Origin of the sequence: Citrobacter sp. S39 (genome assembly GCF_009495675.1) — a bacterium.
Classification (GTDB): domain Bacteria; phylum Pseudomonadota; class Gammaproteobacteria; order Enterobacterales; family Enterobacteriaceae; genus Citrobacter; species Citrobacter freundii.
The window spans coordinates 98,758-110,400 of sequence record NZ_CP045555.1 but is presented as its reverse complement, the minus strand read 5'-3'; the positions used below and the strand labels follow the sequence as shown (position 1 = coordinate 110,400).

Here is an 11,643-nt window from a genome sequence, read left to right as displayed (position 1 = left end):
ATGGACGATGAAAATGAAAATATTGCAGATCGCCGTCGGGATTATTCGTAATCAGCACAATGAAATTTTTATCACCCAGCGTGCGGCTGATGCCCACATGGCCAATAAGCTGGAGTTCCCCGGCGGGAAAATTGAAGCGGGCGAAACGCCGGAGCAGGCGCTGATTCGCGAACTACAGGAAGAAATAGGGATCACGCCGACTAAAAGTTCATTGTTCGAAAAGTTGGAGTATCAGTTTCCGGACAGGCATATCACTCTGTGGTTCTGGCTGGTTGAAAGCTGGGAAGGCGAGCCGTGGGGAAAAGAGGGGCAACCGGCGCAGTGGATTGCGCAATATGCTCTGAATGCGGAAGATTTCCCGCCGGCGAATGCACCGGTCATTGAAAAGCTGATTACTGGATAATGGTGTTCGTAGGCCGGATAAGGCAACACCGCCATCCGGCAAATTATGGCGGGGGTGCTACGCTTGCCCGCCCTACGTATTAGCAGAATTACTTCTGCTCCTCACTCCAGTCGTCGCTTTCCGACAGATCGCCTGAGCTTGGGATGCGTTTCTCTTCTGCAGCCCACTCTCCCAGATCGATTAACTGGCAGCGCTTGCTGCAGAATGGGCGAAACGGACTGACTTCAGCCCATACTACAGGCTTGCCACAGGTTGGGCAGTTGACGATGGTTTGTTCAGACATGTTGACTCCTTAACAGCACGCCAGTTCAAAATCGAGGCGCTCAGGCACCTGACCATTCTCGCTATCCAGCGGCATAAAGCGGATGGCAAAACGGCTCTTATGACCAGAAATTTGCGGATAAAGCTGCGAATCAAGCGGCAGCTGCAAGCGCAGCAGATCTGCATCTTCGCCGTTGTCCTGATAAAAACCATTCAGGCTGGTTTGCTTACGAAACGGCGCTGAGTTGCGAATTAAATCCAGCACCAGCGACAGCGCTTGATTGAGTGGATTCAGGCTGGCAAGCCAGGTTTCAACCTGCGCGTCACGATACGATTGCGCCAGGTGTAACCAGATATGCAGAGTCGGCAGATCGAAACTGCAGCACCCGCCAGGAATACTTAAACGTTGACGTACGAGACCAATCAGACGATCTTCGCGCAGCGTCTGTCCAATACGCGGGGCAGAAATCAGAATGCTGCCTGCACTTTTTAACTGCAGGCGCAAAGAGTCGATTCTGCTTTGATCGACGCCGGGAACTTCGACCCAGGCCTGGAGTTTACGCTGCTGTCGCTCCAGTTCTTTGAGGAGTTCGGTACGGACTTCGCCGCGTTCAAATACATCCAGTAAATCTCCGATATTGCGGAAAAAATGCAGAGCGCCGGCATGGTCAGCAATGGGTAAATTAACGGAGAGCTGTTGGATTAAAAACTCAATGCGCAGCCATGTACGCATCTTCTCATTGAGAGGGTGTTCAAAAAGGACCTGGGTGTGCATTACGGTTTTTCCTGTGAGACAAACTGCGACGCGCATTGCAAATAGAGTGCGTGCAGGCGGGCGACATCCGAGGCGATGGCTTCCGGTGCGCCATTATTATCAATAACATCGTCTGCCACGGCCAGCCGCGCTTCACGCGTTGCCTGGGCAGCAAGAATTTGTTCAACATGCTCACGTGTGACGTCATCACGCTGCATGGTGCGTCTGAGCTGGGTTTCGGGCGTGACATCCACCACGAGTACGCGGTCGGCTTTTTTATACAGCGAATTTTCCACCAGCAAAGGGACAACCCATAACAGGTAAGGTGAGGTCGATTGCTGAAACTGGCGCTGCGTTTCCTGCTGAATAAGCGGATGGAGCAGGGCATTCAGCCAGCTTTTCTCCTCTGGGGCGGAAAAAATGCGTTCGCGTAAATTGCGCCGCTGCAACGATCCGTCTGCGGCGATAACCTCGGAACCAAAATGTTCTTCGATTGCCTTAAGAGCAGGTGTGCCGGGTTCAACCACCTGGCGCGCAATAATATCTGCATCAATGATGTTTATTCCGAGGTCAGCGAACGCATTTGCAACGGTGCTTTTACCACTGCCAATGCCGCCGGTTAAGGCTACCGTATACCTCATAGATGCCGATCCTGGAGTTTAAGTTTGATTATCAAACAGTTAAAAGTTAAGCGTGCGAAGGCGAGGCTGTTGCAGGATTAACCTACTATTCGCCAGGTAAATTTATGGGATTGTAGCGTAAAAAAAGAGAATTTCGCAGTCTTGCGCGGCATTGATTAGTGCGTATGATAGCGTCACTGGAGTTGTGAGTTTCGATTTTTCGCCATTAACCCCAGGAATCCGCACATGCGTATCGAAGAAGATCTGAAGTTAGGTTTCAAAGACGTTCTTATCCGCCCTAAGCGTTCTACTCTCAAAAGCCGTTCCGATGTTGAGCTGGAACGTCAATTTACCTTTAAGCATTCAGGTCAGACCTGGTCCGGCGTACCTATTATTGCCGCGAACATGGACACTGTCGGGACGTTTGCCATGGCAACGGCGCTGGCATCCTTCGACATTCTGACCGCTGTGCACAAACACTATTCTGTTGAAGACTGGGCCGCCTTCATCGCAGAGACTTCTGCCGATGTACTCAAACACGTAATGGTTTCAACCGGCACGTCTGACGCAGACTTCGAAAAAACCAAACAGATTCTGGCGCTCAACCCAGCGCTGAATTTTATCTGCATTGATGTGGCAAATGGCTACTCAGAGCATTTTGTTCAGTTTGTGTCGAAAGCGCGTGAAGCATGGCCGACAAAAACGATTTGTGCGGGCAATGTGGTAACCGGTGAAATGTGTGAAGAGCTGGTGCTCTCCGGTGCTGATATTGTCAAAGTAGGTATTGGCCCGGGTTCTGTATGTACCACGCGTGTAAAAACCGGCGTTGGCTATCCACAGCTTTCTGCGGTTATTGAATGTGCCGATGCAGCCCACGGTCTGGGCGGAATGATTGTCAGCGACGGCGGTTGCACAATGCCGGGTGACGTTGCAAAAGCGTTTGGCGGCGGCGCAGACTTCGTTATGCTCGGCGGTATGTTGGCCGGTCACGAAGAAAGCGGCGGCAAAATTGTTGAAGAAAACGGTGAGAAATTCATGCTGTTCTACGGTATGAGCTCAGAATCTGCTATGACCCGCCATGTTGGTGGTGTTGCTCAGTATCGTGCCGCTGAAGGTAAAACCGTTAAGCTGCCTCTGCGCGGCCCGGTTGATAATACCGCTCGCGATATTCTCGGCGGTTTGCGTTCTGCTTGCACCTATGTAGGCGCATCCCGTCTGAAAGAGCTGACCAAACGTACAACGTTTATTCGTGTACAGGAACAAGAGAACCGCGTATTCAATAGCCTGTAAAACAGGTCGTTCTGTGAAATGCCGGATGGCGTTACGTCGCCATCCGGCATTTGAATTTATCCCACTCCGCTCATCGCATCTCCCAAATGGAAAATCGGTAAATACATCGCGACAACCAGCGTACCGATGATAAGCCCCGTAATGACCAGCAACGCAGGCTCAAGTAATGCAGCCAAATTCTCAGCTTGAGCCAGGGTTTTCTCTCCATGGTGATGCGCGAGATTGCGCAGCATTGCATCCAGCGAGCCGGAAGCTTCACCTGTTCGGACCAGCTGTATGCACAATGGGCTGAATTCACCGCTATTTTTAAGCGCTAACCAGACCGGCTTTCCGGCGCTAATGTCGTGCTGAACCAGCGCTAAACGTTGCGACCAGAAAGGGTTAGCCAGCGTTTCGGTAACGCTCTCAAGACCCTGCAAAAAGGGAATGCCCGCATTTTGCGTTAACGCCAGAACGGTGAAGATCTGCGTGAGCTTTTGCCCTCTCACCATCGGCCCTATGACCGGGAGGCTGAGCAGCAATTTCTGGCGCAGAACGAGCCAGTACGGTTTCTGATTTATCAAATGATGTGCCGCAACCGCTACCAGGCCAAGTGCTACCGCCAGCCATCCCCATTGGCTGCTATAGTGTGCGATGGTAATAATCCACTGAGTGAGGGCCGGTAGCGGGGTGTTGAATGTCTGGTAGATGGCGGCAAACTCAGGGAGTACAAACTGCAACATCGCAAATACGACCAACACCGCCATTGTGATGATGATAAGCGGATAACGCAGGGCTTTTTTAACTTTATCAGCAAGTTGCTGTTGTTTCTTTTGCTGGTAGGCGAGTTCAAAACAGCAGTCGTCCAGCTTACCCGTAAGCTCTCCGGTGCGGATCATTGCCTGGTAAAGGGGCGGAAAAACGTGTTGCCATTGTGATAGTGAGGTGGAGAGGGTAATGCCCTGTTCCATATCGTAAGCCAGCGTACGCAGTAGCGCCTGCCATTGACTGCTGGGATGCTGTTCAGCAAGCAGAGTTAGCCCTGTTGAGAGCGTTAACCCTGCTTTTAGCAATGTCGCCAACTGGTGTATGGTTTCGGCACTTCTTGTACGGCTCCAGTGCGAGGTTTTGACACGTATACGTTTAATGCGTAGCGGCGTAATCTGTTGTTTCTCAAGAGCCAGCATTAATGACGGTCGCGTATCGGCCCATAGTGTACCTTCCAGCGATTTACCTTTGTTGTTAATGCCTTGCCAGCGCCAAAGCTGTTTAGCGGACATGAGGCATGCCCAGTACACGAATCAGCTCTTCAAACGTCGTTAATCCTTGCTCGACGGCCTGACAGCCATTCTCGAAAAGCGTTCTCCCTGATAGCTGAGCATCAGGTTCCACTCCGTCTACGGGGGTGTCACTGGCAATACTCTGACGTAATGCCGGAGTAACAGGGAGTACTTCAAACAATGCCGTACGGCCATAAAATCCGTGATAACAATGTTTGCAGCCAGGGGCCTGCCAATTCGGTAGTGGTGTAGGCCAGACAGCTTTCGGGAGTGTTATAGGCGTACTCTGACGTTGTCGGCAATGGGGGCACAACTTTCTGACCAATCGCTGTGCAATGACGAGCGTCAGCGCGGAGGCGATCATCCAGCGTGCAACCCCCATTTGTTGCAGACGCACCAGCGTTTCACTGGTGGAATTGGTATGCAGCGTAGAAAGAACCAGATGACCGGTTTGTGCGGCTTTAAGGGCTATTTCTGCTGTTTCTCCATCGCGGATTTCACCCACCATGATAATGTCGGGATCCTGGCGCAACAGAGCACGTAAGACTCCCTGAAAAGTCAAACCGGCGCGTGGGTGAATTTGCGTCTGGTTGATGCCTGTGATCGGGATCTCTACCGGATCTTCCACGCTACAGAGATTAACATCTGGCGTGTTTCGGGTTTGCAGCGCACTGTACAGTGTGACCGTTTTACCGCTTCCGGTAGGCCCGGTAACCAGAATCAGCCCCTGAGGCTGCTGCAAGGCTTGCGAAAATGCGGCCAGCTGCGCGTCTTGCATTCCCAGTGCGGCGATCTCCAGTGACTGCTCGACCTGATGAAGTAGCCGCAACACAACTTTTTCGCCGTAGCGACAGGGCAGGGTGGCGATGCGAAACGAGATAGGTTCTCCTGAAATCTCAACGGTAAATTGTCCGTCTTGTGGAAGCCGATGCTCGGCAATATCCAGACTGCCTAATACTTTTAACCTTGCGGTGATGGCAATGCCCATCTCGGTCGTGACTTCCGGTAAAGCGTGGAGTACTCCATCCACACGTAATCTGATCCGATAGTGATTTTCCGCTGGCTCAAAATGAATATCAGAAGCCCGTTTCTCCAGAGCGGAATGAAACGTCTGATTCAGCAAGTCTGCTGCGCTGGCGCTGCTTTTTGTGACTACTGCCGGGAGCATTTTCTGCGGTGTATGCGTGTGGCCTTCCATTTGCTGACGTGTCCAGCAGACAATGTCGATGCGCCGGGTGGTGGCAAAATGCAGTGCATCCAGCAGTTCGTGTGATGGGGCGTCTACGACGGCGATATGCACCACTTCATTGTCTGCATCCAGTAATATTCCCTGATAACGTTGGCATAGCGCTGTAAGCTGGGTGGTATTCATCTCTGTTCCTTAGTGGGTATCGAAGCGGAAAACATCTTCACAGGCCTGCTGCAATGCGCTGTCGTTCTGGATGATGCAGTTACGGTTCCAGCCGGTAATGCCGTTGGCATTGTCCCAAGCTGGTGTCATGGTGATGCTTAACCCGTTCAGGCTTTCCTGCCCACTAAGGCTGACAACGCCTTTTTCAATGCTCATGGCTGAGACGTAACGGGTAGTTGTTGGCGTGGGAATACCATTCGTTCCGGCATCGCAGGTATCTGTTCCTCCATGCTCCAGTGCACAGAGCTCAACCGCTGTGCGATAGGGGACAAAAGTTTGCAGCATGTCTGTCAGCGCGGCTTTGCGCAGATAGTTTTGATATGCCGGAATACCGATGGCGCTAAGAATGGCAATAATGCCAATCACCACCATGAGTTCGATAAGCGTAAAGCCTCGTTGCTTGTTCATTGTTCACTCCTTGAGTTTGCTGGCGCTACTTTGGCAAACCGACGAGAGGACGGCGAGAGACAAAAAACAGAATGGGAAGGCGGATTCCGAGGACTTTTACGAAATTACAGAATCAGACAATGTATTTGCTAAGAGGCTCGAAGAAACTGCCGGATGGCGGCGTAAATGCCGTATCCGGCTTACAGAATAAACCTGTGTAGGAGGCCCGATAAGCAAAGCACCATCGGGCAATACAATCTGCAATTAGCGAAAACGCATGGAGAGATCGAGTGCGCGAACATGTTTGGTCAGCGCGCCAACAGAGATGAAATCCACGCCTGTTTCGGCAAATTCGCGCAGCGTTTCATGGGTGACATTGCCCGAGACTTCCAGACGCGCCTGGCCGTTTGTGCGTTTTACCGCTTCGCGCATTTGGTCGGTTTCGAAGTTATCGAGCATGATGATGTCGGCTCCGGCTTTCAGCGCGTCGTCCAGCTCATCCAGGTTTTCTACTTCGACTTCAACCGGCACATCTGGGTGCAACCAGAATGCTTTTTCTACGGCCTGACGTACCGAGCCGGAAGCAATAATGTGGTTTTCTTTAATCAGGAAAGCGTCGGACAGCCCCAAACGATGATTCGCACCGCCGCCGCACAATACGGCGTATTTTAGCGCGGTACGCAGTCCTGGCAGGGTTTTACGCGTATCCAGCAGTTGGGTCTTGGTCCCCGCTAACAGGTCGACGTATTTACGCACCTCGCTTGCTACACCTGAAAGCGTCTGCACAAAATTAAGCGCGGTACGTTCACCGGTCAGTAACACGCGGGAAGGGCCGTCCAGTTCAAACAGTGGCTGATTAGCCTTAATGCTGTCGCCATCTTCGACATGCCAGGTGATGTTTACATCATCGCCAGCCAGTTGAATAAAGACCTCTTCCACCCAACGTTTCCCACAAAAAACGCCATCTTCGCGGGTGATTACGGTAGCGTGGGAGCGCATGTCTTCGGGTAAAAGCTGTGCGGTGATATCGTTATTGGCATCAACTTCTCCGCCTAAATCTTCACGCAGTGCCTGAGCGACAGCGGCAGGGATATCGAGATTTATGCGTTCCAACAGCGCGTCACGTCGGTAGTCAGGGTTATAGCGGCGAGGCGGCATGATAAAACTCCAAATTGCTAACGAATCATAAGGTGGAAACATGCTACCCTGAACCTGATATGAGCACCACCAATAAGGAGATTCTGCATGTTGTTAGACGAGGGCTGGCTGGCAGAGGCGCGACGCGTTCCCTCTCCGCATTACGATTGCCGCCCGGATGACGAAAACCCTTCTCTGCTGGTGGTGCATAATATCAGCCTGCCGCCCGGCGAGTTTGGCGGCCCGTGGATAGACGCGCTGTTTACCGGCACGATTGATCCCAACGCCCATCCTTATTTTGCCGGAATCGCCCATTTGCGCGTTTCGGCCCATTGTTTAATTCGCCGTGATGGTGAAATCGTGCAGTATGTCCCCTTTGATAAACGCGCCTGGCATGCCGGCGTCTCGAGCTATCAGGGCCGTGAACGCTGTAATGATTTCTCAATTGGTATTGAGCTGGAAGGGACGGATACGCTGGCCTATACCGACGCGCAGTACCAGCAACTTGCAGCCGTGACCAATGCCCTGATTACGCGTTATCCGGCTATTGCTAACAATATGACAGGACATTGCAATATTGCGCCCGAGCGTAAGACCGATCCCGGGCCCTCATTTGACTGGGCAAGGTTTCGCGCCCTGGTCACCCCCTCGTCGCACAAGGAGATGACATGACGTTGTTTACAACATTACTGGTGTTGATTGTTGAACGCCTGTTTAAGCTGGGTGAGCACTGGCAGCTTGATCACCGGGTTGAAGCTTTTTTCCGCCGGATTAAGCATTTCTCGATGATGCGTACGGTAGGCATGACTCTTATTGCGATGGGAGTGACGTTTCTGCTACTGCGCGCACTTCATGGGCTGCTGTTTAACGTTCCGTTGCTGGTGGCGTGGATCTTAATTGGCTTGCTGTGCATCGGCGCAGGCAAGGCACGCCTTCACTATCACGCTTACCTGAACGCGGCTGCTCGCGATGATGCTCACGCTCGTGAGGCGATGGCCAGCGAGCTGACGCTTATCCATGGTGTTCCGCCGGACTGTGATGAGCGTGAGTTCCTGCGTGAACTGCAGAACGCGCTGTTATGGAACAACTTTCGCTTTTACCTGGCGCCGTTATTCTGGCTGATTGTCGGTGGCCCGTGGGGACCTGTGACGCTGGTTGGTTATGCCTTTTTACGTGCCTGGCAGTCCTGGCTGGCGCGTTACCAGACACCGCACCAGCGTCTGCAATCGGGTATTGATGCGATCCTGCATGTGCTGGACTGGATCCCGGTGCGTCTGGCGGGCGTGGTCTATGCGCTGCTGGGACACGGCGAGAAGGCGTTGCCAGCCTGGTTTGCGTCGCTTGCTGATCTGCATACTTCGCAATATCAGGTGCTTACGCGTCTGGCGCAGTTCTCGCTGGCGCGCGAACCTCATACCGATAAAGTCGAAACGCCAAAAGCGGCTGTTTCGATGGCGAAGAAGACCTCGTTTGTGGTGGTGGTGATTATTGCATTGCTGACCATTTATGGGGCATTAGTATAGCGTTGTGCCGGATGGCGCTAACGCTTATCCGGCCTACAATGGAAAAACGTGTAGGCCCGGTAAGCGTTAGCGCCACCGGGCAGTGCAACAGTTTAGTTCGTATCAGCAGGCGGGATGCCAAAATCTGGCATGCCGTTTTCGTCCCAACGCACGAGCTTCAGACGAGTGTGGCGGTTTGGGTCGTACAGCGGATCGCCCTCGATTTCGGTGTAATTTCTCGCGTGATACACCAGCACATCTTCACCTTCTGGCGTTTGCGTAAAGCTGTTGTGTCCTGGCCCAAACTGGCGGTTTTCATAGCTGGTGGTAAAGACCGGGCGCGGTGATTTGTGCCAGTTCTGCGGGTTGAGCGGATCTGCGTCTAAGTCAATCCACAATAATCCCATACAGTAGTTCTCATCGGTAGCGCTGGCGGAATAGCTGATAAACAACTTGTCGCCGTGAACCATGACGGCAGGACCTTCGTTGACCCAAAAACCCCGGCATTCCCAGTCATATTCAGGATGGCTTAGCATGACCGGCTCGCCTTTAATCGTCCATGGATTTTCCAGTTCTGCGAGATAGATATTGGAGTTTCCGGCGATATCGGGCGATTTCTGCGCCCATAGATACCACTGTTTTCCCTGATGGTTAAAGGTGGTGGCATCGAGCGCAAAGGTATCAAACTGCGTTATAATCTGACCTTTCTCCGTCCACTTTCCGGTCAGCGGATCGGCGTCGGCACATTCGAGCGCAAACATGCGATGCTGGAACATCCCCAGCTTGTCGAGCGACTGTGTGTGGGTGGCGGCAAAATAGATGTACCACTTGCCTGCCAGATGATGGATTTCGGGCGCCCAGATGAGTTGGCTCATGGGGCCGCTTTCTGGCTTGCGCCAGATGATAACCGGGGCGGCGGTGCGCAACCCTTCCAGCGAGTCGGCCCGGCGTATCTCCAGCCGGTCATATTCAGGTACTGAAGCAATGAAATAGTAGTGGCTACCGTCACGTAAGATAAACGGATCGGCACGCTGTTCAATAAAGGGATTTGGCCACTGATTCATTAGGCTTTCCTTACGGTTTCAGTCGTTTTTATATCGTGGTATTCATTCAGTTCACGGTAGTTGGCGCGGCGCTTTTCTAAATCTGTCTGGATTTGCTGCATAAACTCGCGGTCAACTTTCAGCAGACGAACCACGCCTGCAGTAATCAGGTAGCCTGCGCCAGGTATGATGGTAAACAGCAGCATAATACCGTTAATGGCGGAGTCGCTTTGCGCTTTCGCCCCAGCGTCGTAGCCGTACCAGGAGAGCAGGAAGCCGACCATCGCTCCGGCAATCGCCAGACCCAGTTTCAGGAAGAACAGGTTACCGGAGAAGCTGATTCCGGTGATACGTTTACCGGTTTTCCACTCGCCATAGTCATCGACATCCGCCATCAGCGACCAGTGCAGCGGGGATGGGATCTGATGCAGGATGTTGAGCAGGAAGTAGAGCACCATAATCATCATGGTGGCTTTCGGATCGAAGAAGTAAAACGCGGCGGAGAAAATCGCCAGGATGATATTGGTCCAGAAGAACACTTTCAGTTTGCACCAGCGATCGGTTAACACTTTCGCCAACATGCTGCCGATCATCATGCCTACAACGCCAAGACTGATAAACAACGTCGCAAATTGTGTACTCTGCTGCATAACCCAGGTCACGTAGTACATGGTGGCAGCCATGCGAATAAAACCCGGACAGACGTTGCACAGGGTTAACAGCAGAATTTTTACCCACTGATCGTTCTTCCACACATCTTTTAGATCGGCTTTTAAATCGTCATTGGTCGGGACGGCAGGACGGACACGCTCACGGACGGTTGCAAAGCAGAACAGGAACATACACATGCCGATGAAGGCCAGTACCGCCATCGCCATTTGATACCCTTTGGCTTTGTCTTCCCCGCCGAACCAGTCGGCCATGGGGAGCAGGGTGAGTGACAGCAGCAGAGTTGCAATTCCTACCAATACAAAGCGATATGACTGGCAGGCGACGCGTTCTTGCGGATCGTTGGTGATGACGCTGCCGAGAGAGCAATAGGGGATATTGATCGCCGTATAGGTAATTGAGAGCAGGAAATAGGTAACAAAGGCATAGATAACTTTGCTGTTATAGGTCCATTCCGGGGTGGTAAACATCAATACGCTGAATAATGCGTATGGGAAAGCCATCCACAAAAGCCATGGACGAAATCGACCATATTTGCTGCGCGTACGGTCGGCCATTGCGCCCATAATGGGATCAGTAACGGCATCAATAACGCGTACTGAGAGCAGTAATACGCCGACCAGAGCAGGCGCCAGACCAAAAATGTCTGTGTAAAAATAGTTAACAAACAACATGATGGCGCCAAAGATGATGTTGCATCCGGCGTCGCCCATTCCATAGCCAATCTTTTCTTTCACCGTGAGCTTACTGGTTTCCATCAACTGCACTCCATGAATGAAATATGGAGAGAATTATTGTCTGGTACCGGTGTTTTTGCGTTGCAGGATAACGCCGCTGATATGGACTAAACAGTCGTGAGTGGGAAAGTGTGAGGCAGGTAACAACCCCCACCTGGCGCAGGTGGGGG

Annotated in this window: 13 protein-coding genes; 4 read left to right on the top strand and 9 right to left on the bottom strand. The window is 52.2% G+C overall.

The features are described 5' to 3' along the window. Positions 1 to 13 precede the first annotated feature (13 nt). Complete coding sequence (gene mutT, locus GFB57_RS00490) at positions 14 to 403, top strand: 8-oxo-dGTP diphosphatase MutT (RefSeq protein WP_003018743.1); 390 nt, start codon at positions 14 to 16, stop codon at positions 401 to 403. Between the two features lie 88 nt (positions 404 to 491). Here mutT and yacG read toward each other — a convergent pair whose 3' ends face one another. Genes yacG through coaE form a run of 3 tightly spaced genes read right to left on the bottom strand, consistent with a single transcriptional unit; the run spans position 492 to position 2,059 of the window. Further along, complete coding sequence (yacG, locus tag GFB57_RS00485) at positions 492 to 686, bottom strand: DNA gyrase inhibitor YacG (protein ID WP_003018740.1); 195 nt, start codon at positions 684 to 686, stop codon at positions 492 to 494. 9 nt (positions 687 to 695) lie between these two features. Beyond that, positions 696 to 1,439, bottom strand: a complete 744-nt coding sequence (gene zapD, locus GFB57_RS00480; RefSeq protein ID WP_003018738.1) for a cell division protein ZapD — start codon at positions 1,437 to 1,439, stop codon at positions 696 to 698. Beyond that, positions 1,439 to 2,059 carry a dephospho-CoA kinase gene (gene coaE / locus GFB57_RS00475; RefSeq protein WP_003018735.1) on the bottom strand — a complete coding sequence of 207 codons (621 nt, stop codon included), beginning with the start codon at positions 2,057 to 2,059 and terminating at the stop codon, positions 1,439 to 1,441. Before coaE ends, zapD begins: the two co-directional genes overlap by 1 nt. Before the next feature lie 225 nt (positions 2,060 to 2,284). Between coaE and GFB57_RS00470 the strand changes: the two genes are divergently transcribed. Beyond that, positions 2,285 to 3,328: a GMP reductase gene (locus tag GFB57_RS00470; protein WP_003018732.1), complete on the top strand. Its 1,044-nt coding sequence runs from the start codon at positions 2,285 to 2,287 to the stop codon at positions 3,326 to 3,328. 56 nt (positions 3,329 to 3,384) lie between these two features. On the opposite strand, the gene hofC is transcribed toward GFB57_RS00470, so the two are convergent. The 4 genes from hofC to nadC all read right to left on the bottom strand — a co-directional run bounded on the left by hofC (position 3,385) and on the right by nadC (position 7,543). Beyond that, a complete protein-coding gene (gene hofC, locus GFB57_RS00465; protein WP_003018730.1) occupies positions 3,385 to 4,587 on the bottom strand; it encodes a protein transport protein HofC in 1,203 nt (400 codons plus the stop codon). Beyond that, complete coding sequence (gene gspE / locus GFB57_RS00460) at positions 4,577 to 5,959, bottom strand: type II secretion system protein GspE (RefSeq protein WP_003018727.1); 1,383 nt, start codon at positions 5,957 to 5,959, stop codon at positions 4,577 to 4,579. Before gspE ends, hofC begins: the two co-directional genes overlap by 11 nt. A gap of 9 nt (positions 5,960 to 5,968) precedes the next feature. Beyond that, entirely contained in the window at positions 5,969 to 6,406 is a 438-nt protein-coding gene (gene ppdD / locus GFB57_RS00455) for a prepilin peptidase-dependent pilin (protein ID WP_003018724.1), read from the bottom strand. 243 nt (positions 6,407 to 6,649) lie between these two features. Beyond that, entirely contained in the window at positions 6,650 to 7,543 is an 894-nt protein-coding gene (nadC, locus tag GFB57_RS00450; RefSeq protein WP_003018721.1) for a carboxylating nicotinate-nucleotide diphosphorylase, read from the bottom strand. An 87-nt stretch (positions 7,544 to 7,630) separates the two neighbouring features. Here nadC and ampD point away from each other — a divergent pair, with 87 nt between their 5' ends. Together ampD and ampE are read left to right on the top strand one after the other, a co-directional pair. Further along, positions 7,631 to 8,194, top strand: a complete 564-nt coding sequence (gene ampD, locus GFB57_RS00445; RefSeq protein WP_003018719.1) for a 1,6-anhydro-N-acetylmuramyl-L-alanine amidase AmpD — start codon at positions 7,631 to 7,633, stop codon at positions 8,192 to 8,194. After that, entirely contained in the window at positions 8,191 to 9,045 is an 855-nt protein-coding gene (gene ampE / locus GFB57_RS00440; protein WP_003018711.1) for a beta-lactamase regulator AmpE, read from the top strand. The genes ampD and ampE overlap by 4 nt, the downstream gene beginning before the upstream one ends. Before the next feature lie 92 nt (positions 9,046 to 9,137). Here the strand turns inward: ampE and GFB57_RS00435 are convergent, their stop codons facing one another. Both GFB57_RS00435 and GFB57_RS00430 read right to left on the bottom strand, forming a co-directional pair. Continuing rightward, the gene (locus GFB57_RS00435; RefSeq protein ID WP_003018708.1) at positions 9,138 to 10,088 is read right to left on the bottom strand and encodes a family 43 glycosylhydrolase; all 951 of its coding nucleotides are present in this window, start codon (positions 10,086 to 10,088) and stop codon (positions 9,138 to 9,140) included. Next, positions 10,088 to 11,494, bottom strand: a complete 1,407-nt coding sequence (locus GFB57_RS00430) for an MFS transporter (protein WP_003018705.1) — start codon at positions 11,492 to 11,494, stop codon at positions 10,088 to 10,090. The genes GFB57_RS00435 and GFB57_RS00430 overlap by 1 nt, the downstream gene beginning before the upstream one ends. Positions 11,495 to 11,643: the final 149 nt, after the last annotated feature.